20 protein-coding genes are annotated in these 25,119 nt (G+C 72.4%); 6 read left to right on the forward strand and 14 right to left on the reverse strand.

Annotated elements, in window-relative coordinates:
- Window positions 1–168 precede the first annotated feature (168 nt).
- The 3 genes from ACF09E_RS00670 to ACF09E_RS00680 all read right to left on the reverse strand — a co-directional run bounded on the left by ACF09E_RS00670 (window position 169) and on the right by ACF09E_RS00680 (window position 4,896).
- On the reverse strand, window positions 169–1,353 hold the full coding sequence (locus tag ACF09E_RS00670; RefSeq protein ID WP_392203151.1) for an NAD(P)/FAD-dependent oxidoreductase: 1,185 nt from the start codon (window positions 1,351–1,353) through the stop codon (window positions 169–171).
- An 82-nt stretch (window positions 1,354–1,435) separates the two neighbouring features.
- Entirely contained in the window at window positions 1,436–2,965 is a 1,530-nt protein-coding gene (locus ACF09E_RS00675) for an amino acid adenylation domain-containing protein (RefSeq protein WP_392203152.1), read from the reverse strand.
- Complete coding sequence (locus ACF09E_RS00680; RefSeq protein ID WP_392203153.1) at window positions 2,962–4,896, reverse strand: beta-ketoacyl synthase N-terminal-like domain-containing protein; 1,935 nt, start codon at window positions 4,894–4,896, stop codon at window positions 2,962–2,964. Before ACF09E_RS00680 ends, ACF09E_RS00675 begins: the two co-directional genes overlap by 4 nt.
- Window positions 4,897–5,492: 596 nt before the next feature.
- Here ACF09E_RS00680 and ACF09E_RS00685 point away from each other — a divergent pair.
- Window positions 5,493–6,494: a GAF domain-containing protein gene (locus ACF09E_RS00685; RefSeq protein WP_392203154.1), complete on the forward strand. Its 1,002-nt coding sequence runs from the start codon at window positions 5,493–5,495 to the stop codon at window positions 6,492–6,494.
- A gap of 318 nt (window positions 6,495–6,812) precedes the next feature.
- On the opposite strand, the gene ACF09E_RS00690 is transcribed toward ACF09E_RS00685, so the two are convergent.
- The 3 genes from ACF09E_RS00690 to mgrA form a co-directional block, all read right to left on the reverse strand.
- Window positions 6,813–7,412 (reverse strand): hypothetical protein, encoded by a 600-nt coding sequence (locus ACF09E_RS00690; RefSeq protein ID WP_392203155.1) that lies wholly within the window; start codon window positions 7,410–7,412, stop codon window positions 6,813–6,815.
- Window positions 7,412–8,956, reverse strand: coding sequence for an acyltransferase (locus ACF09E_RS00695; RefSeq protein ID WP_392203156.1), 1,545 nt, complete (start codon window positions 8,954–8,956; stop codon window positions 7,412–7,414). Before ACF09E_RS00695 ends, ACF09E_RS00690 begins: the two co-directional genes overlap by 1 nt.
- Window positions 8,957–9,070: 114 nt before the next feature.
- On the reverse strand, window positions 9,071–10,063 hold the full coding sequence (gene mgrA, locus ACF09E_RS00700) for an L-glyceraldehyde 3-phosphate reductase (RefSeq protein WP_392203157.1): 993 nt from the start codon (window positions 10,061–10,063) through the stop codon (window positions 9,071–9,073).
- Between the two features lie 139 nt (window positions 10,064–10,202).
- On the opposite strand from mgrA, the gene ACF09E_RS00705 reads away from it, so the two are divergent.
- Together ACF09E_RS00705 and ACF09E_RS00710 are read left to right on the forward strand one after the other, a co-directional pair.
- A complete protein-coding gene (locus ACF09E_RS00705; RefSeq protein WP_392203158.1) occupies window positions 10,203–11,090 on the forward strand; it encodes a LysR family transcriptional regulator in 888 nt (295 codons plus the stop codon).
- Window positions 11,091–11,234: 144 nt separating this feature from the next.
- A complete protein-coding gene (locus tag ACF09E_RS00710) occupies window positions 11,235–11,675 on the forward strand; it encodes a VOC family protein (RefSeq protein WP_392203159.1) in 441 nt (146 codons plus the stop codon).
- A gap of 109 nt (window positions 11,676–11,784) precedes the next feature.
- Here the strand turns inward: ACF09E_RS00710 and ACF09E_RS00715 are convergent, their stop codons facing one another.
- Entirely contained in the window at window positions 11,785–12,564 is a 780-nt protein-coding gene (locus tag ACF09E_RS00715) for an NAD(P)H-dependent oxidoreductase (protein WP_392203160.1), read from the reverse strand.
- Window positions 12,565–12,705: 141 nt separating this feature from the next.
- Here ACF09E_RS00715 and ACF09E_RS00720 point away from each other — a divergent pair, with 141 nt between their 5' ends.
- A complete protein-coding gene (locus ACF09E_RS00720) occupies window positions 12,706–13,572 on the forward strand; it encodes a helix-turn-helix transcriptional regulator (protein WP_392203161.1) in 867 nt (288 codons plus the stop codon).
- Window positions 13,573–13,650: 78 nt separating this feature from the next.
- Here the strand turns inward: ACF09E_RS00720 and ACF09E_RS00725 are convergent, their stop codons facing one another.
- The 6 genes from ACF09E_RS00725 to ACF09E_RS00750 all read right to left on the reverse strand — a co-directional run bounded on the left by ACF09E_RS00725 (window position 13,651) and on the right by ACF09E_RS00750 (window position 20,675).
- Window positions 13,651–14,391 (reverse strand): class I SAM-dependent DNA methyltransferase, encoded by a 741-nt coding sequence (locus ACF09E_RS00725; protein ID WP_392203162.1) that lies wholly within the window; start codon window positions 14,389–14,391, stop codon window positions 13,651–13,653.
- On the reverse strand, window positions 14,388–15,563 hold the full coding sequence (locus ACF09E_RS00730; protein WP_392203163.1) for a LacI family DNA-binding transcriptional regulator: 1,176 nt from the start codon (window positions 15,561–15,563) through the stop codon (window positions 14,388–14,390). The genes ACF09E_RS00725 and ACF09E_RS00730 overlap by 4 nt, the downstream gene beginning before the upstream one ends.
- A gap of 92 nt (window positions 15,564–15,655) precedes the next feature.
- On the reverse strand, window positions 15,656–17,404 hold the full coding sequence (locus ACF09E_RS00735; RefSeq protein ID WP_392203164.1) for a family 43 glycosylhydrolase: 1,749 nt from the start codon (window positions 17,402–17,404) through the stop codon (window positions 15,656–15,658).
- Window positions 17,405–17,433: 29 nt separating this feature from the next.
- Window positions 17,434–18,351, reverse strand: a complete 918-nt coding sequence (locus ACF09E_RS00740) for a carbohydrate ABC transporter permease (protein WP_392203165.1) — start codon at window positions 18,349–18,351, stop codon at window positions 17,434–17,436.
- Between the two features lie 56 nt (window positions 18,352–18,407).
- Entirely contained in the window at window positions 18,408–19,352 is a 945-nt protein-coding gene (locus tag ACF09E_RS00745) for a carbohydrate ABC transporter permease (RefSeq protein ID WP_392203166.1), read from the reverse strand.
- A gap of 42 nt (window positions 19,353–19,394) precedes the next feature.
- On the reverse strand, window positions 19,395–20,675 hold the full coding sequence (locus tag ACF09E_RS00750) for an extracellular solute-binding protein (protein WP_392203167.1): 1,281 nt from the start codon (window positions 20,673–20,675) through the stop codon (window positions 19,395–19,397).
- Window positions 20,676–20,979: 304 nt separating this feature from the next.
- Between ACF09E_RS00750 and ACF09E_RS00755 the strand changes: the two genes are divergently transcribed.
- Complete coding sequence (locus tag ACF09E_RS00755; RefSeq protein WP_392203168.1) at window positions 20,980–22,635, forward strand: endo-1,3-beta-xylanase; 1,656 nt, start codon at window positions 20,980–20,982, stop codon at window positions 22,633–22,635.
- Window positions 22,636–22,744: 109 nt separating this feature from the next.
- Complete coding sequence (locus ACF09E_RS00760; RefSeq protein WP_392203169.1) at window positions 22,745–23,986, forward strand: hypothetical protein; 1,242 nt, start codon at window positions 22,745–22,747, stop codon at window positions 23,984–23,986.
- 6 nt (window positions 23,987–23,992) lie between these two features.
- On the opposite strand, the gene ACF09E_RS00765 is transcribed toward ACF09E_RS00760, so the two are convergent.
- Window positions 23,993–25,036, reverse strand: a complete 1,044-nt coding sequence (locus tag ACF09E_RS00765; protein ID WP_392203834.1) for a PP2C family protein-serine/threonine phosphatase — start codon at window positions 25,034–25,036, stop codon at window positions 23,993–23,995.
- Between the last annotated feature and the right edge of the window lie 83 nt (window positions 25,037–25,119).

The raw sequence follows: 25,119 nt of genomic DNA on the forward strand, positions 1-25,119 counted from the left end.
TCCTGATTCCTGCGGCGTGGCGCCTGGACACGGAGCAGCGCGGCAGTGATCATGCCGCACCGTATCAGGAGTCCATGACGGGAGTCCGCCGCGTCCGTTGCCATCCGGTGCCCTCAACAGATCCATTCACAAGGCGAGTTGCCGAGCGATTGCACCGAATGGGCGGAGTCACAGCAGGGCGAGCAGCTTCGGGGTGTAGAGGTCGCCGATGGTGGCGGTGCCGGCGACCATGTCGAAGTAGATCGACGTCAGTTCGGCATCCTGGCGGATCGCGCGCAGCATGGCCAGGCGGCTGGGGTGCTGCTCGTCGAGGCGGGCCACGGCGAGGGTCGCCTCGTAGCCGGGTCGCAGCGCGGCGTCCCGGTCCTTCCCGAACGCGTCGAGCGCCTCGTCGAGGAGGGCGGGATCGGCGTCGAGCCGTCCTCCGACGTGCCGGGCGAGCAGTTCGGCCTGGAGGAAGGCGTCGCTGATGCCGCGCGCGGTGATGGAGTCCTTGTGGTGGCCCGCGTCGCCGACCAGGGCCCAACCCGGCCCGGACGCCTGGCGGAAGAAGTTCCGCTGGTCGCCGGTGCCGCGCAGGCGCTCGATCCGGGTGGCGCCCCGCAGACGGTCGTACAGGGCGGGGGCCGTGGCGTGGATCTGCCGGATGTGGTGGCGCTCGGCGTCGGCCCGGACCTCCTCGAAGCGCGCCTGGGGGAAGTAGGTCAGCACCAGGGTGGCTTCATGGGTGGCGACGGCGGCGACCCAGCGGCCGGGTGCCTCGTACAGTTCGAGGTCGGCCGGTACGCCCTGCCAGTACGAGTAGTAGGCGCAGGTGAGTCGGGGGTGCTCGAAGGTGATGGGGGCACCGGCGAGGTCGGCGACGGTGGACCGCATGCCGTCCGCGCCGACGACGAGTCGGGCCCGCTCCCGGAAGGGCGCTCCGGCGTGGGTGCCCTCCACGCCGGTGACGCGGCCGGTCTCGTCGCGCAGGAGGCCCGTCACGCGGGAGCTCAGTCGCATCTCGACGCCGGCCCTGGCCGCGGCCTCGGCGAGGAGGGGGTCCAGGATGTGGCGGCGGGGCGCGTAGGCGGCCCGCTGGCCGTCGACGCCGCGTCCGCATCCTTCGAGGCGGACGCCGCCGACCTCGTACACGACGTTCTCGAGGGGCGGGCAGCCGGTGGCCCGCAGCTCGTCCAGCAGGCCCCACCGGGCCAGGGCGGCGATCCCCGGCTGATGGATCAGGTGCGTCGAGAGGGTGTCGGAGGGGAAGGTGGCGCGGTCGAGGACCAGGACGCGGTGCCCCGCCCGTGCGAGCTGGAGGGCGGTGGCGGAGCCGGCGACGCGGGCGCCGACCACGATGACGTCGAACATGGGTGCTGCCTCATAGGAATGGTGGGTTGAACCGCCTCGCGCTGGGCCCGTCTCCCCCCGGTCGGGCCCAGTGCGGCGGCGGTCAGCGTGCGGGGGACAGCTCGGTCAGCAGGGCGCGGTGATCGATCTTTCCGTTGGCGTTCAGGGGCAGGCTGTCCAGGACCGAGATGCGGCGCGGCCGCAGGTAGGGCGGGAGCCGGTCGGCGAGTTCGGCGAACAGCTTCTGCGGGTCGCAGTCGCCGCCGCTCACCGCCGCGTGGAGCTCGGGCGTCCCGTGGACGTCCGGGACCGCGAGGACGTACGCCTCGCGCACGCCGGTCAGTTCCCGGAGCACGGCCGCGACCTCACCGGGTTCGATGCGGTGGCCGCGCACCTTGATCTGGTGGTCCGTGCGGCCGAGGTGTACGAGCACACCGTCCCGCAGGGCCACCCGGTCCCCGGTCCGGTACCAGTGGTCGGCGCCCGCCTGCTTGCCCTCGCCGTCTCCCGGTACGGGCGGGTGGAAGCGGCCGGCGTCGTCCGCCGGGTCGAGGTAGCCGGGGAAGCGCTGGGGTCCGCGGACGAGCAGTTCGCCGGTGTCGGCGGGCAGGTCGTCCTCGTCCAGGATCAGGTACTCCGTGCCCGGGTGGCACCGTCCGATCGGCGTGGTGCCGTTGGGGGTGGCGGGCCAGTCCGCGGGGTCGTCCGGGAGCCGGTACGCCGTGCAGGAGACGGTCAGTTCGGTCGGTCCGTACAGCACCTCGATCGTGCTGCCCGGCGCCGCGGCGGACCAGGCGCGCGCGGAGCGGAGCGGGAGGGCCTCGCCTCCGAAGACGCTCCACCGCAGGGTGGGCATGCTGCCCGGCTTGAGCGTGCCGAGCCGCTCCGCGAAGGAGATCAGGGAGGGCACCGAGAACCAGTGGGTCAGCCGCAGGTTGTTGACCGTGGCGACCGGCGAGAGCAGTTGCGCGGCGGACGGGACGACCAGGGTGGCGCCCGCCGCCCAGGCGACGAAGAGGTCGTGCACGGAGCCGTCGAACGTCAGGTCGAAGGCCGCCGACATCCTGCTGTCCGGCCCGACGTCGTAGCGCTCGGCCATCGAGGTGAGGTAGGCGGACAGGTTCCGGTGGAGGACGGGCACGCCCTTGGGGGCGCCGGTCGATCCGGAGGTGAAGATGACGTAGGCGACGGCCTCGGGGCCCGGGTCGGGGACGGCCGACGCGTCGGCGGGGGGCACGTCGGGCGCGGACGCGGGGTCGAGCGGCAGTTCCGTCACGCCCAGGCCGGCGGCCGCGCCCGGGGTGTCGGTGAGGACCAGGTCGAGGCCGGCCGCGTCGACGATGGACGCGGTGCGGGACGCGGGGTGCTCGGGGTTGAGGGGCACCACGGTCGCGCCGGCCCGGAGGATGGCGAGGTAGCCCGCGTAGGCGGAGGGCGTGCGCCCGGCGAGGAGTCCGATGCGCCGGGGGGCGGGGCCGGTGCGCGCGAGGATCTGCGCGGCGTAGCCCTCGGCCAGGGCGCCGAGCCCGCGGTAGGTGAGGGAGTGGCCGGCGACCTCGAGGGCGACGCGGGTGTCGCCGTACCGTTCGACGGACCGGGTGAACCAGCCGTACGCGTTGCGCGGTTCGGTCATCGGACACCGGCCTCGAGCGAGCCGGTCCAGACCCGGAGCTCGCCCACGGTGCCGAGGCGGCCGACCTCCTCGGGGTCTATCTCCCGGCCGGTCTGCTGGGTCAGTTCCACGATGAGCTGGAGTCTGGCCAGGGAGTCGATGCCTATGTCCGCGAGCCGCGAGGCGTCGTCGAAGTCGGTGCGGGCGTGCTCGCGCAGCAGCCAGTCCGCCGCGCTCTCCGCGCCGACGGCGCGGTCCTCGCCCGGCCAGTACCTGCGGGTCTGCCACGGGTACCGGGGCAGCGGGACCACGGTCCCGGGTTCGTCGAACAGCGCCTCCCAGTGCACGTCCTCGCCGGCGCGGTACCGCTGGACGGCCTCCGTCAGGGCGGTGGGGGCCCCGGGGTGTCCGTGCGGGTCGGCGGCGCCGAGGGAGAGGGCCCGGACGAGCTCCGCGTGGCTGGATCCGACGACGGCCAGCCGGTGGGCGTGGTGGGTGCGGCGGGTGGCCGCGGTGTGGCAGATGTCCCGGAGCGGGTGCGCGGCTCCGGGGCCGCCGGTGCCGAGGTGGGCGATGTATGCCTCGGTGAGGTCGAGCAGGGCCTGGGGCGAGCGGGCGGACAGCGCGAGGACGTAGGGGGTGCCCGGGGCGGGCTCGGCCGGGGGGCGCGCGGGGGCGGGGTCCGCCTGGCGCAGCACCACGTGGGCGTTGAGCGCGGAGACGCCCTGGCTCGACACGCCGGCGACCGCGGGGCGGCCCGAGGCCGGGAGGTCCTGGAGGGCGACCGGGATCCGCACCGGGAGCCGGTCCCAGTCCACGTACGGGGTCGGCTCCTCGACGTGGAGGCTCGCGGGCACCTGTCCGTTCCGCAGGCAGAGGACCGTCTTGATGAGTCCGGCCATGCCGCCGGCCGCTTCCGCGTGGCCGATGTTCGACTTCGCCGAGCCCACCAGCAGCGGTCTGTCGGCCGGTCGGCCCGCTCCGAGGACCTCGCCGAGGGCCTGGAGTTCCAGGGGGTCGAGCAGGGGGCTGCCGGTGCCGTGCGCCTCCACGTAGTCGACCCGGGCCGGATCGAGGTCCGCGTCCTCGTACGCCCAGCGGAGTACGTCAAGTTGGCCCGTGAGCGAGGGGTTGAGGAGCTGGTCCGTGGTGCGGCCGTCCGTCCCCACGGCGCTGCCGGCGATGACCGCGTGCACCCGGTCCCCGTCCGCGAGGGCGTCCGCGAGGCGCTTGAGGACGACCACCCCGACGCCGTCGCTGGGGGCGTGTCCGTCGGCCTTGGCGTCGCCGAAGCGGCTGCGGCCGTCCCCGGACAGGGTCCCGGCGTGGGACATCATGATGCCCTCGTCGGGGCGGAGCACCAGGTTCACGCCCGCGGCCAGGGCGAGGGAGCTCTCCCGTACGCGCAGGCTCTGCACGGCGCTGTGGACGGCGTAGAGGGAGGAGGCGCAGGCCGTGTCGATGAGCATGCTGGGGCCGCGGAAGTCGAAGGCGTACGACACCTGGGCCGGGATGACCGAACGGAAGTTGAGGTACTGCACGGCCGTCATGGCCTGCGGTCCGTGGCGGAAGGCGCGCTCGACGAAGTCCGCGCGGGTGGCGCCGACGAAGACGCCGGTCCTGGTTCCCGCCAGTCGGTCGGGCCGGAGCCCGGCCTCCTCAAGGGCGTCCCACGCCGTCATGAGCAGGAGCCGCTGCTGGGGGTCGAGTTCGGCCGCCTCGCTGCTGGACATGCCGAAGAAGTCGGCGTCGAAGTCGGCGAGGCCGTCGACGAATCCGGCGCGTCGGCCGCCGAGGGAGCCCGTGTCGGCCTGCGCGGAGTTCAGCGACCCGGTGTCGTAGCGGTCGGGCGGGGATTCCCCCGTGGCGTCGGCGCGGTCGCACAGCAACCGCCAGAACTCGTCGATGTCGCCGGCCCCCGGAAGGCGGCAGGCCATTCCGACCACTGCCACTGAGCGCGCATCCGCGTTCGCTCCGTTCATTCAGAAAACTCCCTCAATGCCGCACCGCAGGACGTACAGTTTGGAGCAGCTTCACTTCGGTGGACCGTGCCCGGGCAGTACAGCAGGTGACGGCCTGCGGACCCGGGTTCTGGGGCTGTTCGGGGACCTGCCTCCACATGACCGGAGCGGGGTTCATGTCGGGCGGGGTCCCGTGTCGTAGGGCTCGGTCGCGCGGCTTCCCGCCGGGTCGGCCGGAACGCACGGGGGCTGCTGCCCCTGAGTCGCTGTGATCACACGCCCGTCCCCTCGGCCCGCTCGCTCCCGTGCCCTAGATCAATCCCGCACGATTGTCATATGCAGTGTCGTGATTCCTCGCCTTCCGCCCACCAGTTGGCGTGAAATGATCGCTACCCGTTGAAACATCAGGATTTTTCGGATAATCTTGAAGATTCAACCCTCTTCCTCTCTTTCTGGCCCTCCCGGCTTCAAAGGGGACCGACCGCCACGGCCCCGGCAGCTCCGTACACCTCGACACTGCCAACCGGTCTGTAAAACTGGGTAGATGACGAACCACCAGGTTCTGCGATCTGATTTCATGTGATCTCATGGATCCCCAGACAAGTGGCGAGGCCCGGCGGCAGCGCCTTCAGGCCCTTGGCCTCAACTCGGCAGATGCGGAAGCCACCTTCGACCGCGTGGCCAAGGTGGCTGCGACCGTGACCGGGGCGCCGCTCGCCATGGTCAACTTCATCAACGACCAGACGCAGATGTTCCGGGGCATGTACGTGCCGCGCGCTCCCGATGCCTCCCCGGACGAGCGGACCAGCGCCGACGCGGGCATCACGTTCGACCTGAGCAACTCCGTGGCCCGCGAGGCACCCGGCGACTACGGCTTCTGCCCGCACGTCGTCGCCCAGGGGGCCCAGCTGGCCCTCGACGACGTGCTCGACTACCCGCGCTTCGCGGGCAATCCCCTGGTCAACGACATGGGCGTGCGGTCCTACCTCGGCACCCCGCTGCGGGACAACAGCGGGATGATCCTGGGCACGCTGTGCGTGGCCGACACGTCCCCCCGCCAGTGGGACGCCCAGACGAAGGAGCTGATGCACGACCTCGCGCAGACGCTCGTGTCGGAGTTCAGGCTCCGTGACAGCCTTCTCGCCCAGCAGCAGGAGCTGTTCGCCGTCTTCGACGGAGCCCCCTTCCCCATCATGCTCACCGAGGGCCCCCGCCATCTGATGCGCTACGCCAACGGGCGCCAGGCGGTCGTCTTCGGTCTGGGACGGCAGTACCTGCCCGGCCCGGAGGAGCTGCCCGGCCTGCGCAACGCCGGCGTCTTCGACGCGATGGACACCGCCTTCCACAGTGGGCAGCCGGTCACCCACCGGACCTCGCTGCCGACCGCCGAACACGGCGGCTACCAGGAGTTCGACTTCCTCTGCACTCCGGTCAGGACGTCCCCCAGGGCGCCGATCAGCGGCATCCTGACGGTGGCCATGAACGCGGCCACGGTCTCCGACCCGCACGCCTTCTCCGCCAACGTGCAGCAGCAGTTCGAGCGCCTGGGCAGCGGCGGGAACCCCGCGCCCTTCCCCGGCCAGCCCTGATGAACGCCGACGCCCCCGTACGAGCGGCGCCGGGCAGCCGCACAGGAACGTTCCGGTAGCCCCTCCGGGTGCGGGCCCGTCCTTCCGCTCGCACCCGGAGACCGTGTCGCAGCCCTCGCCCACCGCACGGAACCTCCAGCCGTGCGCACGCCGGGGACGACGATCAGCACGCGCCGGACATCGGGTCCGAGACATTCGACGTCGAATTCAAGCCGTTCCGCGGAGTGGCCTCCGCCTTGATGAGCTCGTCACCGCTTCATGCCGGCACGGCTGGGTCCGGCGCCGGTCGGCCCGCCGTGGAGGGGTTGCCCCCTGGCGTCAGGCTCCGATGCCGATCGAGGAGACGTGGGCGTAGGCGTTGTAGTCGGAGTCGAGGTCGCTGATGACGTCGTCCCAGATCTCGTCGACGGTGTCGGCGTCCTGGCTCGCCCAGGCGTCGACGAGGTCGCCCCAGATGTACCGGACGGTGATCGACCTCTGCTGGAGGGTGGGGCGGGCCCGCTCCGCCGGGACCTGGCTCTGGTCGACGGGGTAGATCTCCATACGGCGGCCGCGGCCGTCGTTGTCCAGATGGCGCTTGAGCCAGCCGGAGCGGATCAGGTTCTCCCGGCGGCGGTGCCAGTAGGCGCTGTCGATGCGCTCGCGGTTCGCCGCGGTGGGCGTGGACCTGCCGCGCATCCAGGAACGCAGGGTCCGGGTGGTGACGCCCTGGTCCTTGAGGGCGTCACGGCCGGCGGGGCTGTCGAGGTAGCGCAGTCGGGCGGCGAGGCCGCGCCTGGACGTGACGGGCGAGGCGATGCCGGAGGAGTACACGATCCGGTTCAACTCCAGGATCAGGGCTTCGCCGCCCTTGACGCCACGGGAGTTGTACCGGCCGAACTCCCCCCACCGGGACCACAGGTCGGGCGAACCCGCCATCAGCGCCTACCTCCCAGCACGTAGGTGCCCTTCTCCTTGACCTGGTTCAGGTCGCGGCCCTCCGGGAAGACGGAGCGCCACTCCCCCACCACGTGGAGTTCGTCGGTGCCGGAGATCTCCACGACCTGGAGTCCCGCCTTGTGGGCCTTGTGGGCCTTCATCCACAGATTCGCGAACGCCTTCGCGCGGATGATGTGCATCCAGTCCGGGCGCCGGATTTCCCGGTTCGCGCTGGATTCGCCGATGGTCGACACGAATTTAGAGTACATGGCCTTCACATAGGCGATCGCCAGTTCGTCGCCTTCCGCGAGGGCTGCCTTCCGGGATTCCGCGAGGGCGCGACGGAGCTTTTCCAGGAGGGCCTCCGAGGCGCCGGACACGAGGGAGCGGTGGATCACCGGGGCGTCCGCGAGGCCCTGTCGGGCGCAGTCGAGCAGCAGACGGAGCGTCGATTCGCTGACCCACAGCTCCCCGGGCTCCCTGCGGTTGCCCAGCGGGTCGGGGAGGTCGGTGCGGTCCCACTCGGCGGGCGTGATGAGGTGCACGCCGGACTTCTTCGGGTCGTGGACGCCGTCGGTGTCCTCACGGAGTTGGCCGATCGGCAGCCAGCACTTCAGCGCACTGAGGTAGGCGGCGTTCATGTCGAGGGCGGTCACCTCGATGCGCTCACCCCGTTTCGCGGCGGCGAACAACTCGGGATGACGCCACTTGGGACGGCCTTCCCAGATTTCGTCGGCACCCTTCTGCGACTTCTTCCTAAGGATTTCCTGGGTCGGCGGGAATTCCGAATGCTCGTACCGGCCGCCCACGCGGGAGACCTTCAGGAGTGTCATCACGTCGGGGATCGCGGTCTTGATCAGCTCGGCCTGCGCGGACTCCCGGTCACCGGAGTGCGCCGCCAGGACTTCCCGCACGCGGCCGGAGATCTGCTCGACCAGAGTCCCGGAGGCGTACGCCGGGGCGTTGCGCCGCGGTGCTGGCGAAGGCGGTACGGGGGCCTCGGGGGCGGGCTCGGGCTCGGGCTTCGACGCCGGCTCCGTCTCGGGCTCGGGCGCCGTGGCCAGGGGTGCCTGCGCCGCGGCCACGGCCTCCGCGCACTCCTCCGCACTCAGATGCTGGGGGAATCCGTCGAGTTCCTCCAGGGCGGGCTGCCCGCACAGCACACAGGGCGATCCCTCGGCCACGGGCGCCGCGGGCGGGATGGTGGCCGCGGGGCGGCCCTCGGCCGGGTCCGGCACGCGGGCGTCGGCGGGCGCGCCGCCGCGGACGGGCGGCGGCGTCCCGGCCGGCCGGAGGCTGTCGACCGAGCCGTGCAGCACACCGGCCGCGTGGGTCGGCCCGGCCAGCAGGTCGAGCACGTGCATGCCGTAGTGCGCCGCGAGGAGGTCTACGTCCTCCAGCGACCAGTGGGCGCGGCCGCCCTGCTTGCGGGACACCTGGGCCTGCGACTGGCCCAGCCCCGCGGCCAGGTCGTTCTGGCGCTCGCCCGTCCGCGCCATCAGCGCCGCGATCGTGAGCCGGAGGACTTCCTCGACACCCATCATGGATGCGACTCTAGTATCCGCAATGCCGAAACCTCATGACCGATGCGCATGTGGTCCGCCGTCGCACCCGGTCGGCACGCGCCCCGGAGCGCCGGACGCGGGCGGGGGCCCGGATCAGGCGCGGGTCAGGGTGTCGACGAGGGCCAGCTCCTCGGGGGTGAATTCGAGGGTGCGCAGGGCGGCCACGCTGTCCTCGAGCTGTCGGGCGCTGCTCGCCCCCACCAGGGCGGAGGTGACCCTGCCGCCCCGCAGCACCCAGGCGAGGGCGAGCTGGGCGAGGCTCTGGCCCCGGGAGGCGGCGATGTCGTTCAGGGCGCGGAGCCGGGTCACCAGGTCCTCGGTGACGGCGTCCCGGTTCAGGAAGGGGCTGTCGCTCGCGGCGCGGGAGTCCTCGGGGATGCCGTCCAGATAGCGTCCGGTGAGGAGTCCCTGCTCCAGCGGGGAGTAGGCGATGGATCCGACCCGCAGGTCGTCGAGCGCGTCCAGCAGGCCCTCGTCCTCCGGGCGCCGGTCGAGCATCGAGTAGCGGGGCTGGTGCAGGGTGAGCGGCGTGCCGAGCTCGCCGAGGATGCGGGCGGCCTCGCGGGTCTGCTCGGCGGAGTAGTTGGAGACGCCGACGTACAGGGCCTTGCCCTGCTGGACGGCGGAGTGCAGGGCGCCCATGGTCTCCTCCAGGGGCGTGTCCGGGTCGAAGCGGTGCGAGTAGAAGATGTCGACGTGGTCGAGGCCGAGCCGGTGCAGGCTCTGGTCCAGGGAGGACAGCAGGTGCTTCCGGGAGCCCCACTCGCCGTACGGGCCGGGCCACATCAGGTATCCGGCCTTCGTGGAGATCACCAGCTCGTCGCGGTGGGCGGCGAAGTCCGTGCGCAGGAAGCCGCCGAGGGCGGATTCGGCCGCGCCCGGCGGGGGGCCGTAGTTGTTCGCCAGGTCGAAGTGGGTGATCCCGAGGTCGAAGGCGCGGCGCAGGATGGCGCGCTGGGTCTCCGCCGGCCGGTCCGGGCCGAAGTTGTGCCACAGGCCGAGGGAGAGGGCGGGCAGCTTCAGGCCGCTGCGGCCGGAGCGCCGGTACGGCATGTCGGCGTAGCGGTCGGGGTGGGGGGTGTACAACGCGGCTCCAGGGCAGGGGACGGCACCCGGGTGGTCCGGGTGGGGCGCGGATGGTCGTGCGGTGACCAATGTCCCCCGTCGGGCGGGCATGAATCCAACAGGAGAATCCGATGGGATTCAGCGCTTAGGCTTCTGAGTCATGGAACTGCGTCACCTCCAGCACTTCGTCGCCGTCGCCGAGGACCGGCACTTCACCCGGGCCTCGGAGCGGCTCATGGTCTCCCAGTCCGGTCTCTCGGCCTCGATCCGTGCCCTGGAGCGGGACCTGCGGGCGCCGCTGTTCGTCCGGAGCACCCGCCGGGTCACTCTGACGGAGGCCGGGCGGGCGCTGCTCGTCGAGGCGGAGCGGATCCTCGCGCAGGTGCGGGCGGCCCACGAGGCGGTGGCGGCCGTGCAGGGCGTGGTGCGCGGCACGCTCTCGCTGGGGGCCGAGCAGTGCGTGGCCGGGGTGCACGTGGCGGGGCTGCTGGCCGCGTTCAGGGGGCGGCACCCCGAGGTGGAGATCCGGCTGCGGCAGGAGGGCGGGCTCGCGCTGGCCGAGGACGTCGGCGCCGGGCGGCTCGACCTGGCCTTCGCCTACCGGAGCCGCGCCGACTCCGACGTGCTGCGCTCGGTGCCGCTGGCGGCCGAGCCGATGACCCTCCTGTGCCACCCGGGGCATCCGCTCGCCACCGCCCGCTCGGCCCTGTCCCCGCACGACCTCGCCGGGGAGGTCTTCGTCGACTTCCACCCCGGCTGGGGGCCGCGCCGGGCCACCGACGCGACCTTCGCCGCCGCCGGCGTACCGCGGACCGTGAGCCTGGAGGTGAACGACGTGCACAGTCTCCTCGACCTGGTCGAGGAGGACCTGGGGATCGCCGCCGTACCCCGGCATTTCCGGCACAAGCGACCGTCCCTGCACGCGGTCCCCCTGCCCGACGCCGGCGAGGCCGTCTACGAGACCGTCGCCCTCCTGCCGCCGGTCCGGGCCACCAGCCCCGCCGCCCGGGCCCTGATGACGCTGCTGGAGGAGGGCGCGGCACGCTGAGGCGCGGCACGCCCGCCCCACGGGCGCGCGGGGCGCATCCTGGGTGCGGCGGTCTCCGGATGTCGAGAATCCGTCGGCGGCTCCGTCCCCGGAGCGGCAGCGGCCCCGCTCGGCGGCCGTACGCGAACGAAGAGAGGACCTGGCATGACGATTCAGCGGATGGACAACGTCGGCATCGTCGTCGACGACCTGGACGCCGCCGTGGCGTTCTTCGAGGAACTCGGCATGGAGCTGGAGGGCAGAACGGAGGTCCAGGGGCTCGTGGCCGACCGGTGCACGGGGCTCGACGGCGTCCACTGCGCCATCGCGATGCTTCGCACCCCGGACGGCCACAGCCGCCTGGAGCTGGCGAAGTACCTCAGTCCCCCGGCGACGGCCACCGAACCGCGGGACCGCCCGCACAACGTCCTGGGCACGCACCGCGTCATGTTCGCGGTCGACGACATCCGGGACACCGTCGCGCGGCTGCGTCCGCACGGCGCCGAACTCCTCGGGGACATCGCCCGTTTCGAGGACGTCTACCTGCTCGCCTACGTCCGCGGTCCCGACGGCGTCATCGTCGGACTGGCCGAGCAGCTGGGCTGAGGCCGCCGGCGTGCGGGCGGAGGGCGCCGGCGCAGCCGTCACCGGCGCCGAACGGTCCCGAACCCGTACGGCTCCACGCCCGGCGTCCGGTTCCGGTCCCGTTCGGCGGTCAGCCGTCCACGTGCAGGCCGAATCCCGTGCGGCCCGGGGCCTCCAGTCCCGCCTTCAGGTGCAGCGAGGGGATCTCGTAGTCGCCGAAGTTCTGCCGGCGGTAGGCGATCGGTTCGGTCGTCTCCAGGGTGAGCAGGCGCTGCTCCCAGGCCTTGGCGACGTCCGGGTACTCCTCCGTGGACATCCGGTCGGCGCCGTGCACCACGAACGGGGGCAGGACCTCGATGCCCGGGTAGTGGAGGATGCCGTGCTGGATGGGGAAGAGCAGGTCGTCGATGGGGCCGTTGATGCCGCGGGCCGCGTAGTGCGCCTCCGGGCCGCCGATGGTCACCGACAGCAGCGCCCTGCGGCCCGCCAGGGTGCCCTCCCCGTAGCGCTCGCCGTACTTCGTGTCGCTGTGCTCGCCGACGCCGTACGCGAAGCGGTGGGTGAACACCCGGTCCACCCAGCCCTTGAGGATGGCCGGCATCGCGTACCACCACAGCGGGAACTGGAGGATGACCGTGTCGGCCCAGAGGAGCTTCTCCTGCTCGGCGCGGACGTCCGGAGTGAGGGCTCCGGCGGCGAAGGCCCGGCCCGAGTCCCGGGCCACCCGCAACGGGCTCGACGCGTGGGCGCCGTAGTCCGCGGCGTCCGCGACCGCCTTCCAGTTCATCGCGTACAGGTCGCTCACCCGCACCTCGTGCCCGGCGCCCTCCAGGGTCGCCACCGCGAGGTCCTTCAGCGATCCGTTGAGCGAGCGCGGCTCCGGGTGGGCGTGGACGATGAGCGTCTTCATGGGAACTCCTGGGGATCGGTTGCCTGCTTCCATCCTGGGTTCCGCTCCGCCCGGTGTTCAGGGACGCCTCTTCCGTAGGACGGGACTTCCTGGTATTGGCAGGGCCACCCTCGCGGGGGCGGGCGCGCCCATACTGGGGGCATGGACGATCTCGCAGGCTTCCTCCGCACGCGGCGTTCCCGGGTCGATCCGGCCGGTGTCGGCATACCCGTCGACAGCCGCCGCCGGGTCGAGGGGCTGCGCCGCGAGGAGGTCGCGCACCTCTCCGGGGTCAGCGTCGACTACTACGTGCGCCTGGAGCAGGGCCGGGCGACCCAGCCCTCCGAGCAGGTCCTCGACGCGCTCGCCCGCGTCCTCGGCCTCGACGAGACCGAACGCGGACACCTCGACCGGCTCGCCCGGCAGCCCCGCCACCATGCGAAGGCGCCGAGCGGCCGGCTCCGGCCGGAGCTGCTGCGGGTCCTGGACCTGGTGTCCGGCGCGCCCGCACTGATCATGAACCACCGGTTGGACGTGCTCGCCGGGAACCGGCTCGCCGAACTCCTCTTCGGCCGGCCGCTGCCGGGATTCAACACGGCCCGGCACATCTTCCTGGAGGAGGCCGAGCGGGGCTTGTACGCGGACTGGGAGACCTGCACCCTCGACACGGTCGGACACCTGCGCCTGGCCGCCGGCACCTATCCCGCCGATCCGCGGCTCGCCTCGCTCATCGGCGAGCTGGCCATCGGCAGCGAGCGCTTCCGGCGCCTCTGGGCCCGGGCGGACGTGAGCGCCCGCACCCACGGTCGCAAGGCCTACCACCACCCGCTGGTCGGCCTGCTGGAGCTGCACCAGGAGAACTTCGCGCTGCCGGACGCACCGGGTACGGAGCTGCTGGTGCTGTCCGCCGCCCCCGGCACCCCCACCGAGGACGGCCTGCGGCTCCTCGGCACCCTGCGCGCGGACGAGGAGGACGCGCCGGTCGCCCCGGGGGACCGCCGGCCCCGGACCTCCACGGACGTCGGCTGAAGCACCGCGCCCCGCCCGCCGGGTCCGCGGGTCCGGGGCGGCCTCCCGCCCCGGACCGCCGGACGGCGACCGCCCGTCTCAGGCGGGCTTGCGCCACACGGAGACGTGCTTCGCGGAGTCCTGGGCGAACGGGGCGCCGTCCCAGTCCGCGACGCGCCGCTCCAGTTCGAGTCCCGCGATCCGGGCCATCAGGTCGAGCTCGGCGGGCCAGGCGTAGCGGTGCCGGGAGGCGTCGCGGCGGTAGCGGCCGTCGTCGCCGTCACGGGTGAAGTGGTGCGAGACGAGGACCTGCTCGACGAGGTCGAAGGTGTCGAAGCCGCAGTGCCGCTCCGAGACGTCGAACGGCACCGCCGGCTGGCCGGGCGGCAGGAAGCGGAGGGGCGGCACGACCAGCTCGATGACGAACCGGCCGCCGGGTTCCAGATGGCGGGCGGCGTTGCGGAAGCACTCGACCTGCTCGTCCTGCGTGAGCAGGTTCGAGATGGTGTTGTAGACGAGGTACACCAGCGCGAACCCGCCGGGTACGACGATGGTGGCCATGTCCCCGATGACCACCGGGAGCGTCTCCTCGTCGGCCTTGCGCCGGAGGACGGCCGCCATGTGCTCGGAGAGTTCGATGCCGACGACCGGGACGCCGCGGGCGCGGAGGGGCACGCCCACCCGGCCCGTGCCGATGGCGAACTCCAGCGCCCGTCCCCTGCCTGCGAGTTCGGCGAGGAAGTCTACGGTCGGTCCGAGGACGGCGGCCGAGGACGTCTCGGTCTCCTCGGCGTCGTAGCGGTCGGCGGTCTCACGGGTCCACAGCTCACTGCTCGTCACGGGCGGCCACTCTGCCGGGCGGTGACGAGCCCTGTCGAGTCGATTTTTTCCGCCGCCTGCCCCGAGCGACTCGACGGGTTCGCGGCCGAACGCTCCTCCGTCGCCGTGCCCGGGGCGGGCCGACCGCCGTCCGCGGGGCCGGGCGGTGCGGTGCTGGCCCTGACGACGAGCCGGGTGGCGAGTTCGACGCGGAGGTTCTCGACGTGTTCGCCGTCGATGATGCGGAGCAGGGTGTTCGCGGCCATCGCCGCCATGTCGAACAGCGGCTGGCGCACGGTGGTGAGCGCGGGATGCGTCCAGCGGGCGACGGGCAGGTCGTCGAAGCCGACGATGCTGACGTCCTCGGGGATCCGCAGCCCTCGGGCCCGCAGTTCCTCGAAGGCGCCGAGCGCCTGGAGGTCGCTGGCGGCGAAGACCGCGGTCGGCGGCTCCTCCCCGGCCGCCGCGAGGTCGTCGAGCAGCCGGGCCGTCGCGCGCCGTCCCGAGGTGTCGTTGAAGTCGCCGTGCGGCACGAAGCCCGCCGGGACGGGGAGTTCGGCCCGCTCCATGGTGGCCCGGTAGCCGTCGGCGCGGGCCCGGCTGCACAGCAGCTGGCGGGGTCCGGCCAGATGGGCGATGCGGGTGTGGCCGAGCTCGATGAGGTGGTCGGTGGCGCTCACCGCGCCGGCCCAGTTGGTGGCGCCGACGGTGGGGACCAGTGCGTCGACGTGGCCGACGGGGTCCACCAGGACGAAGGGGACGTCCAGCGCCGCCAGGCGGCGGCGCTGCTGCGGGGTGAGGTCCGACACGACGAGGATGGCGCCGCTGCTGCGGCGGGCGGCGAGCTGGTCGATCCACTCCCGGGTGTCGGCGCTGCGGCCGTGCACGGCGGAGAGCACCATGCTGGCGCCGGCCGCGTGCAGGACCTCGTCCACGCCCCGGACGATCTCGACCGACCAGAGGCTGTCGAGTTCGTTGAGGACGAGGTCGACGACGCTGCCCCGGCGGCGGGCGGGACGGCGCCGGTAGCCGAGGGCGTCCACGACCGCCTCGACGCGCTCCTTGGTGTCGGCCGACACGTCGGCGCGGTCGTTGAGGACCTTGGAGACCGTGGAGACGGAGACCCCCGCCTCCGCGGCGATCGCGTGCAGGGTGACCCTGCCGCCCTGCGCGTCCGTGCGCTCCTCCGCCATGCCCTGCCTTTCGCTCCGGGTGTCCCCTCGGGGGCCTGTCTCCTGCTTTCCGGAAGGGTAGCGGTCGGTGCGGTCCGCCCCCCTTCGTACCGTCATGGGTGTACGAGCCCGCCGGTGGGCCGTTCGCGGTACTCGGGGCGGGTGAACTCCGCGGGGGCGCGGCCGCCCGTGAGGTCCTGGGCGCACATGCCGACGAACGCACCGGTGAAGCCCCAGGCGGTGTAGTGCCCGGTGTCCGGGTCGCCGCGGGTGGCGCCCTCGTCGGAGAGCGGGGTGACGTCCAGGGCGTCGCCGACCGGGAGCCAGGCGCCGGTTCCGGCGGGGCGCCAGGAGAAGCGGCCCTCGGGGCCGTCGACGGAGAGCCGGAGTTCGAGCGGTCCGTCCCCGGCGGGCAGCGGTGGTACGGGTTCGGTGTAGCGGCCGTGCACGCAGGTCCCGAGTCTGATCACGCGGCCCAGTGCGTCGTCCCAGCTGAGGTGGAGGTGGTGCCAGAGCGTGGTGTTGTAGTAGTGCACCAGGCCGGCCATCGTGAGCGGCGAGTCGGGGCGGGCCGTGAGGCCGACGGAGAAGTCGAAGCGGGTGGCCTGCTGGCGGCGGGCGACGAGGCTCTGGCCGTGGGTCGAGCCGAGGGACTGGCCGCCGTACAGGCGCAGTCCGTCGTGGAGGGGCTCGATCCACTCGGGGTCGGGGTGCCTGCGCAGGGTGGACCAGGGGGAGGCCGGAGGGGCGTCGCCCTCGGGGTACGCGGCGGACGGCGTCTCCGGGCCGGGGGCGGGCGCGGACACCGGTGACGGTGCCGGCACGACGGTGCGGGGCAGGGTGTCGCCGCCCGGTACCGGGGGTTCGCCCGCGAGGCGCGGCCAGCCGTCCGCGGTCCACTCGACGCGCTGGAGCGCGGTCTCGCGGCCGAGGACGCACGCTCCGCGCGGGGTCAGGGGGCGGGCGGTCAGATGGGCCAGGTACCACTCTCCGCCGGGCGTCTCGACGAGACTGCCGTGGCCGGCCTTCTGCAAGGGCGCTTCGGGGTGGTGCCGGGAGGTGAGGAGCGGGCCGGCGGGATCGGCCTCGTACGGTCCGGTGATGTCGCGGGCCCGGGCGACGGTGACCGCGTGGTCCCAGGAGGTGCCGCCCTCCGCGGTGAGCAGGTAGTAGTGGCCGTCGCGGTGGTAGAGGTGCGGCCCTTCGGTGTGGGCGAGTGCGGTGCCGGTGAAGACGCGGTGGACGGGGCCGGTGGCGGCGCCCTTCGCGCGGTCCCACTCCTGGAGGAGGATGCCGGCGAAGGGGTGCCGGCCGGGCCGGTGGTCCCACTCCATCCACAGGGCCCAGCTGCGGCCGTCGCCGTCGGGGCCGTCGTCGTGGAAGAGCGAGGGGTCGAATCCGTGCGACGGGAAGGGGACCGGGTCGGACCAGGGGCCGTCGAGGCCGGGCGCCGTGGTCACCCGGTTGCGGACGTCCTTGAAGGCACCGGCGAGGCTGGTGACGTCGCTGTAGACGAGGTGGAAGAGGCCGTCGGTGTACGAGAGGCAGGGCGCCCACACGCCTCCCGAGTCCGGCCGGCCGCTCAGGTCGAGCAGCCGGGCCTCCCGGAGCAGCCCGCCGAGGGGCCGCCAGTGGACGAGGTCCCGGGAGTGGTGGACGGTGACGCCGGGGAGCCATTCGAAGGTGGAGGTGGCGATGTAGTAGTCGTCGCCGACGCGCAGGATCGACGGGTCGGGGTGGAAGCCGGGCAGGACGGGGTTGACGAGGGCGGGCTCCGGGCGGGCCCCGTCGTGTGGTCCGGGCGCCGGCTGCGGCGCGGGGTCCGTGCGGTCCCGGCCGGGTGCGGTGGGCGCGGCGGTCATGGTTCTCCTGCTTTCGGTGGCGGAGGGGGTCAGCCCTTGACGGCGCCGGCCATCACGCCGGAGACGATCCGGCGGGCGAGGACGGTGAAGGCGACCAGGACGGGGAGGGCGGAGACGACGACTCCGGCGAGCATCAGGGTGTAGTCCGTGTAGTAGCCCGCGGCGAGCTGGTTGAGGGCGATCTGGACGGTGCCGTTCTCCGGGGGGAGCGCGATCAGCGGCCAGAAGTAGTCGTTCCAGGCGAACATGAAGGTGAACATGCCGAGCACGGTCGCCGTGGTGCGGACCCCGGGGACGACGACGTGCCAGTACACGCGCAGGAGTCCGGCGCCGTCCATCCGGGCCGCTTCGACGAGTTCGTCGGGGATGTTCTCCTCGACGGCCTGGCGCATCCAGAAGACGCCGACCGCCGAGACGAGGGCGGGCACGATGAGCGCCGAGATCTTCCCGTACATGCCGAGGTCGGTGACGAGGAGGTAGAGCGGGATGACGCCGAGCTGGGTCGGCACCATGACGGTCGCGACGACGCAGACGAGGAGGGCGTCGCGGCCGCGGAAGCGGAGCTTGGCGAAGGCGAAGCCGGCGAGCGAGGACAGCAGCACGTTGGAGACGGCGGTGGTGCCGGCGACGAGGAAGGAGTTGCCCAGGGCCTGCCAGAAGGCGGAGAGCTCGAAGACGCGCTGGATGTTCTCGATCAGATGGCCGCCGGGGACGAGGGACGGGGTGGTGCCGGCGAGGACGGAGTTGTCGTCGTGGGAGGCGACGACGAAGCTCCAGTAGAGGGGGAAGACGGAGGCGGCGGTGACGGCCGCGAGCAGCAGGTAGGCGATCGGTCCGGCCGAGTCCGGCTTCCGCGGGCCCCGTTTCGGCACGGTGCGGAAGAGGCGGCGGCCGGTCGGGGCGGCTGGGGGTGTCGGGTGGGGCCGGAGGGGCACGGAGACGGCCATGGGGTTCCTCTGCGGGCGGTGGGGTGCGGCGGGGCGGTCGTGCTCGACGGGTCCGGTCAGCGGCGCTCCGCGCGGCGGGCGAGGAGGAGGTTGAGCGCCGCGACGGCGGCGATGACCAGGAAGAGCGCCCAGGAGACGGCGGACGCGTAGCCGGCGTCGTTGTTGATGAAGCCGTACTTGTAGAGCATCAGGGTCAGGGTCTGGAACTGGTGCTCGGCGCCGCCTTCGGCGTTGCCCTGCTGGTCGAAGAGGAACGGCTCCGCGAAGAGCTGGAGTCCCCCGATGGTCGAGATGACGACGGTGAAGAGGAGCGTCGGCCGGATGGCGGGGAGCGTCACCTTGCGGAAGGTGAGGAGCCGGGAGGCGCCGTCGATCGCCGCGGACTCGTACAGCTCGCGGGGGACCGCCTGCATGGCGGCCAGGTAGATGAGCGCGTTGTAGCCGGTCCACCGCCACATCACCATGAAGCTGATGGCGAGGTGGGAACTCCAGGTGTCCGCGGTCCAGTCGACGGGGGCGTCGATGATCCCGACGCCCTGGAGGACCCAGTTGACGATGCCGTAGTCGCGCCCGAACAGCTGGGAGAAGACCAGCGCGACGGCGACGACGGACACGTACTGCGGCACGAGCACCAGCGCCCGCCAGACGGTACGGGCCCGCAGGTGGCGGTCGAGGAGCCAGGCCACGCCCAGGGCGGCGAGGAGCTGGGGGACGGTGGAGAGCACGAAGATGCTGAGGGTGTTGAAGAGGGCGGTGAGGAAGTCGGTGTCGCCGAGCAGTCTCCGGAAGTTGTCCAGGCCCACCCACTCCCCTTGTCCCGAGAGCCGGTCCCAGTCGTGCAGCGAGACCCAGAAGGTCTGGAGCAGCGGGTAGGCGCCGAAGACGGCGAAGACGAGGAAGAAGGGGGCGATGAGGAGGTACGGGGCCGCGTTCCGGCCCGGGCGCGGGCGGCGCGGGGCCGGAGCGTGACCGGTCGGGAGCGGGCGGGTCTGGACCGCCATGGATGTCTCCGGGGGTGAGGGCGGGCGGGTGCGGGGGTGGGGTCAGCGCAGGTTCTTGGCGGCTTCCTCGACCGCCTTGTCCCATGCCGCCGCGGGGTCGGCCTTGCCCTGCTCGACGAGCTGGAGGGCGTTGCCGAACGGGATGCGCGCCTGCTGGTCCTTCGTCCCGCGGTAGTTGGGCTTGAGGGACGTGGCCGAGGCGGCGAAGATCTTGCCGGTCGGAGCCTTGGAGAACCAGTCCTGGCGCGCGCCCTGGACGTCCGGGTCGTCGAGGACGGGCACGAGGGACGGCAGCGCTCCGACGGGGCCGGTGAAGATCTTCTTCTGGGACGCGGCCGAGGTGAGGAAGTCGGCCAGTTCGGCGGCCTCCTTCACGTGCTTGCCCTGCTTGGGCACGGTCAGGAAGGAGCCGCCCCAGTTGCCGCCTCCGCCGGGCACGGAGGCGATGTCCCAGGATCCGGCGGCGGATTCGCCGGCGGCTGTCTTGATGAGTCCGGTCATCCAGGCCGGGCAGGTCATGGTGGCCATGCGGCCCAGCTTGATGCCGGTGTTCCACTGCTGGCTGAAGGGCTGGAGGTTGGCGGACTGGCCGGCGGCCGTGGCCCGGGCCGTCGCGTCGAAGAACTCCTTGACCTTGGGGTTGGTCTCGCCGATGTACTGGTCCTTCGCGTCGAAGAAGCCGAACTCGGTCTGGTTCATCATGGCCGTGAAGATGTTGCCCGAACTGTCGAACCAGGCCTTGTCCCCGACCTTGGAACGGAACTTCTCACCGGTCGCGAAGTACGCGTCCCAGGTAGGCCAGAGGGCGGACACGGCGGCGCGGTCGGTGGGCAGGCCGGCCTTGGCGAAGAGGTCCTTGCGGTAGCAGACGGCGAGGCTGCCGACGTCGGTGCCGTAGCCCATCACGAAGTCGGACGTGCCGAGGGTGGCCTGCTGCCACTTCCAGGGCAGGTACTCGCCCTGCCGGTCGCCCGCGCCGTACTCGGCCAGGTTGACGAACTTGTCCTTCACCGCACGGAACTTGGGGAGGTAGCCCTCCTCGACGGCGACCACGTCGGCGGCTCCGCTGCCCGAGGCCACCTGCGTCGAGAGCTGGTTGTGGTGCTGGTCGAACTGGGAGATGCGCTCCTTGATCACCACGTTGGGGTGGGTGCGCTCGTACTCCTTGATCAGCGGCTTGTACCCGAAGTCGCTGAAGGTCGCGACGGTCAGGGTGATCTTGCCGCCCGCCTCGCCGGAGCCCGAGCCGCAGGCGGACAGGGCGAGGAGCGAGGCGGCGGCGGCGAGCGCGCCGACGGTTCTGCGGGCACGGTTACGGCCCATGGCGGATCCTCCGGGAACGGGGAGACGGGTGAGCGCCACCAAAGTCGTGCACGGCCGAAAACTCTGTCAAGGTTTTCGGCGAAACTTTCGACGATGCCTCAGTAGATGTTGGAGGGATACGACTTGGGCCTGCCGAATGCCTTCGAAACTTTTCGTAGCAGCGGAGTCCTGACCAGCAGGGGGAAACGAAAACTCCGCAGGCCGTTGACCCGGCCGCGCACCGGCAGCAGCATGCGTCCGCCGCCGCCTCCCGTACCGGACGCGGCCCCCTTCCCCGTTCCCCCTCCGCCCGAAAGGCTCCGGCATGCCCTCCTCGGCCCCACCTCCCGTGGCCTGCGCCGCGCCACCCCGCAAGCCGCTCCTCCGCGCGATCGCCGCGGGCGCCACGACCGTGGCCGCCCTGCTCGCCCTCACCGCCCTCCCGTCCCCGGCCGACGCGGCCGTCCAGGCGGCGACACCGGGTCTTCCGCCCGCCGGGAAGGTCGCCCTGGTCCTGGGACAGGACAGCGACACCCTGAGCGACTACCGCCGCGACGTCCTCGGCAACGCCTCCCTCGGCGCTCCCGCCCCCGCGGCGGTCACCCTCTACACCAACCTCGTCCTCGGCGGCACGCCCGCCCCGCTCGCCGGGATGACCGGACCCGTCGACTGGGGCGCCGGCACCGTCGACTTCGCCCGCACCCTGCGGGAGTACCCCGGCTCCTCGCTCGCCGTCGGCCTCTACCTCTCGGACGCCACCGCGGGCTGCACCAACCAGCCGCTGCGCGCGATCATCGGCCGCCCGGACGCGGACGTCACCGCGGGAAGCCCGAACCTGATCACCCGGTACCGCGCCCAGGTCGACGAGATGGTCAACCGCTTCAAGGCCTACGACCGGGACGTGCTGCTGCGCATCGGCTACGAGTTCGACGGCCCGTGGAACTGCTACAACGCCGACTTCTACAAGGAGGCGTTCCGGTACATCAAGGGCCGCATCGACGCGCTCGGCGCGACCCGCGTCGCCACCGTCTGGCAGAGCGCGGCCTGGCCGGTGAACGCCCACCCCGACCACCCGGAGTGGAAGTACGTCGTCACCGACCCGGCTCACCTCGACGACTGGTATCCCGGCGACGCGTACGTGGACTGGGTCGGCCTGTCCTCGTTCTACAACTCCCGTTCGGTGCGGTCCCAGTGGGGCTGCGGCTCGTACGACACCGACCCGGTCGGACTGCAGAACCGCATCCTGGACTTCGCCCGGTCCCACGGCAAGCCGGCCATGGTCGCGGAGGCGGCCCCGCAGGGCTCGCGGACCGGCGCGAAGAGCACCAGCTGCATCTTCCGCAACAGCCCGGCGGCCTCCAGCGGCCAGGCGATCTGGGACGGCTGGCACGCCGGCTACTTCGACTGGATCGACCGCAACCGCGACGTGATCCGCGCCGCCGCCTACATCAACACCCACTGGGACGCCCAGACGCAGTGGCAGTGCGCGGGCGGCGCCCAGGCCGGCGGACCCGGCTGCGCGAACGGCAACTGGGGCGACTCCCGCGTCCAGGCGGACCCGACGGTCCTGTCGCGCTTCCTGACGGAGATCAAGAAGTCGACCTGGGCGAACGGCACGTCGACCCCGAACCCGACGCCCACGCCGACACCCACGCCGACACCCACCCCGACGCCGACACCCACGCCGACGCCCACCCCCACCCCCGGGCAGCCCGGCTTCACCCAGGGCGTGACCAGCGGTTCCGGCACCACGATCTGGTTCGCCCCGCAGGGCTTCCAGGCCTCCTTCGTCACGGTGCAGTACCGGATCGACGGCGGTCAGCCGCAGAACCACTTCCTCTCCTACGACTCCGCCGACCGGCGCTGGGAGCTGCCCGTGCAGGTCCCGGCCGGAGCGACGGTCACCTACTTCTTCCACTACCAGCCCACCACCCAGACCAGCCAGATCACCACGCCGACCTACACGTGGACGGCCTCCTGAGGCTCCGGCACGCACCGGGCGCCGCCCCGCACCCGCGGCGGCGCCCGGCACCACCCGCGCCCGTCTCACCCTCGCCCCGCATCCCCCTCCCCCATGGAGAGCAGGCACCATGCCGAGCACACGCCCCCTGAGGACCGCCGCGCGGTTCCTCGCCGCCGCGGCCCTCGCCGCCCTGGCCGTCCTGCCGGGCGGCGGCCCCGCGGCGGCCCGCGCCGACGACACCGCGGGCATCGTGTCCGCGGCTCCCGAGCTGCTGATCGGCCAGTCGACCCGGGCCGCCTGGGACGACTTCCAGACCTTCGGCAGGGACGCCGACGGCGGCTCGGTCTACTACGAGCTGCGGAGCGGCGACTGGGTGAACGACGCCCACCGCGCCTACGCGACGATGCTCGCCCAGGCGGGGAAGACGATCCAGGTCGGGATCAGCTGGAAGGACAACCCGCCCGGCTTCACCGGCGGCGACGAGAACGCGAAGGCGGCCCGCTCCCGGGCGGTGACCGCGGAGATCGCCGCCGGCGGGCACACCGCCGCCCTGGACCGGCTGGTCGCCTTCGCCAACGCCCACCCGGCCGCGCGGTTCAGGCTGCGTCTCGACTACGAGGTCAGCTCCTTCTACCACTGCACGGACGCGAGCTGCTCCTCGTACAAGAACGCCTTCGCCCGCCTGGCGAGCACCCTCGACAGCCGCTCGACCGCCCACAACCTCGCGTACGTCTTCCACCCCGTGCGCGGCGAGTTCGAGGCGATGTACCCGGGGGACGCGGCCGTCGACTGGATGGGCGTCTCCGTCTTCGCGCACGAGCTGTGCCTGCCGATCCACGACCGCGGTTACCTCTACAACGGCACGCCGCCGCAGAACTACGACGTGGGCACGAGCCAGTGCCGCAACGCCTACATCGGCACCGACTCCCACGGGAACCCGGCCGCCGTCTGGCGCGCCTTCGACCACGACGCCAACGTGCTCAAGCTGGTGAAGTTCGCCCGCGACCACCAGAAGCCGGTCGTGCTGTCCGAGGCGGGGATGATGAACTTCACGGCCGACGGCGGCGGCACCGACGGGCTGGAGCAGCAGCGCGGGGACCAGTGGGTGAAGCGGCTCTTCGGCCTCCTGAACTACCAGGGGCCGATCCCCAACCTGCCCGGTCAGCACGACCTGCGGGGAGTGATCCGCTCGATCGTCTACATCGATCTCGACTTCCGCTACGGCTGGGACGGCATCGACGACGGCACCTTCGACTTCCCGCCGGACACGACGTGGTTCGTGGACGGCCGTCTCTCGCGGTACGGGGCCGCCAAGGCCTCCTTCTGCCAGGGCCTCGCCGCGAACGGGTTCACCGCACGCTGCCGGTGACGGCGGTCAGCGCTCGCGCAGCCGGACCGCCAGGGCGGCGACGTCGTCGTCGAGCCGCCCCTGGGTGTAGCGGAGGAGATCGCGGTGGAGGGCTCCGAGGAGTTCCCGGGGCTGCGCCAGGGGCTGCCGGCGCGTCCAGGCCGCCAGCGGGAAGAACTCGCCGCGCCGGTCGCGGGCCTCCGCGATCCCGTCCGTGTAGAGGAGCAGCAGGTCTCCCGGGGCGAAGGCGCAGGAGTCCACGCTGTAGTGGTCGCCCATCAGGTCGGCGAGGCTGAGCAGGGGCGACGGAGCCTTCGACTCCAGGACGCGGAGCGTGGCGCGGTTCACGAGCAGCGGGGGCGGGTGTCCGCAGTTGAGGACGTCGATCCGCCCGCCGCCGTGCGGGATCTGGACGAGGAGCGCGGTGGCGAAGCGCTCCATCGTCCCTCCGGGAGGGAAGGCGCCGTTGTAGCGGGTGCAGCTCGCGTCGAGCCTGCGCGCCACGTCGATCATGTCCGTCTCGCTGTACGCGGCCTCACGGAACGCGTTGACGATGGCCGCGGCCGCTCCCACCGCGGGCAGCCCCTTGCCCCGGACGTCGCCGATGAGCAGCCTGACGCCGTACGGGGTGTCCACGGCCTCGTAGAAGTCCCCGCCGATGCGGGCCTCGGCCGCCGCGGCGACGTACAGCGACTCGATCTCGACGTTCCGGAAGCGGCGCGGCATCGGGCCCAGCACCACCTGCTGGGCCGCGTCCGCGACGAGCCGCACCTGGAGGAGGGTGCGCTCCCGCTGGAGCCGTACGTGGCTTCCGTACGCGGCGGCCACGGTGACGGCGATGATCCCCGCCGCCGTCCACCAGGTGCCGAGGTCGGGGAAGACGAGGCTGAGGCCGATCATCAGCACCAGGCAGACCGTGCCGAGCAGGACGGTGGGCATGACCGGCCACATCGAGGCCGCGAGAGCCGGGGCGGCGGGCAGGAGGCGGCTGAAGGCCATCTCGGGCGGGGTGGAGTAGGCCAGCGCGGCGATCACGACGGTCAGGATCACCGGCGACAGCCGTACGAGCATCCCCGGCCCGTAGCGCCGGCGAAGCCCCAGCCGCAGCTGTCCAGACTCGATCACACCGGACAGAATATCCATACAAGAGGGAC

It is taken from the genome of Streptomyces sp. NPDC014891, from assembly GCF_043081085.1.
Classification (GTDB): Bacteria; Actinomycetota; Actinomycetes; order Streptomycetales; family Streptomycetaceae; genus Streptomyces.

What these genes read in the sequence shown, in the direction of transcription:
- ACF09E_RS00735 (WP_392203164.1), bottom strand. Translation starts at nt 17,404, where the DNA reads ATGACCGCCGCGCCCACCGCACCCGGCCGGGACCGCACGGACCCCGCG.
- ACF09E_RS00715 (WP_392203160.1), bottom strand. Translation starts at nt 12,564, where the DNA reads ATGAAGACGCTCATCGTCCACGCCCACCCGGAGCCGCGCTCGCTCAAC.
- ACF09E_RS00745 (WP_392203166.1), bottom strand. Translation starts at nt 19,352, where the DNA reads ATGGCGGTCCAGACCCGCCCGCTCCCGACCGGTCACGCTCCGGCCCCG.
- ACF09E_RS00670 (WP_392203151.1), bottom strand. Translation starts at nt 1,353, where the DNA reads ATGTTCGACGTCATCGTGGTCGGCGCCCGCGTCGCCGGCTCCGCCACC.
- ACF09E_RS00695 (WP_392203156.1), bottom strand. Translation starts at nt 8,956, where the DNA reads ATGATGGGTGTCGAGGAAGTCCTCCGGCTCACGATCGCGGCGCTGATG.
- ACF09E_RS00675 (WP_392203152.1), bottom strand. Translation starts at nt 2,965, where the DNA reads ATGACCGAACCGCGCAACGCGTACGGCTGGTTCACCCGGTCCGTCGAA.
- ACF09E_RS00685 (WP_392203154.1), top strand. Translation starts at nt 5,493, where the DNA reads ATGGATCCCCAGACAAGTGGCGAGGCCCGGCGGCAGCGCCTTCAGGCC.
- ACF09E_RS00720 (WP_392203161.1), top strand. Translation starts at nt 12,706, where the DNA reads ATGGACGATCTCGCAGGCTTCCTCCGCACGCGGCGTTCCCGGGTCGAT.
- ACF09E_RS00755 (WP_392203168.1), top strand. Translation starts at nt 20,980, where the DNA reads ATGCCCTCCTCGGCCCCACCTCCCGTGGCCTGCGCCGCGCCACCCCGC.
- ACF09E_RS00765 (WP_392203834.1), bottom strand. Translation starts at nt 25,036, where the DNA reads ATGCTCGTACGGCTGTCGCCGGTGATCCTGACCGTCGTGATCGCCGCG.
- ACF09E_RS00710 (WP_392203159.1), top strand. Translation starts at nt 11,235, where the DNA reads ATGACGATTCAGCGGATGGACAACGTCGGCATCGTCGTCGACGACCTG.
- ACF09E_RS00740 (WP_392203165.1), bottom strand. Translation starts at nt 18,351, where the DNA reads ATGGCCGTCTCCGTGCCCCTCCGGCCCCACCCGACACCCCCAGCCGCC.
- ACF09E_RS00690 (WP_392203155.1), bottom strand. Translation starts at nt 7,412, where the DNA reads ATGGCGGGTTCGCCCGACCTGTGGTCCCGGTGGGGGGAGTTCGGCCGG.
- ACF09E_RS00760 (WP_392203169.1), top strand. Translation starts at nt 22,745, where the DNA reads ATGCCGAGCACACGCCCCCTGAGGACCGCCGCGCGGTTCCTCGCCGCC.
- ACF09E_RS00730 (WP_392203163.1), bottom strand. Translation starts at nt 15,563, where the DNA reads ATGGCGGAGGAGCGCACGGACGCGCAGGGCGGCAGGGTCACCCTGCAC.
- ACF09E_RS00750 (WP_392203167.1), bottom strand. Translation starts at nt 20,675, where the DNA reads ATGGGCCGTAACCGTGCCCGCAGAACCGTCGGCGCGCTCGCCGCCGCC.
- ACF09E_RS00705 (WP_392203158.1), top strand. Translation starts at nt 10,203, where the DNA reads ATGGAACTGCGTCACCTCCAGCACTTCGTCGCCGTCGCCGAGGACCGG.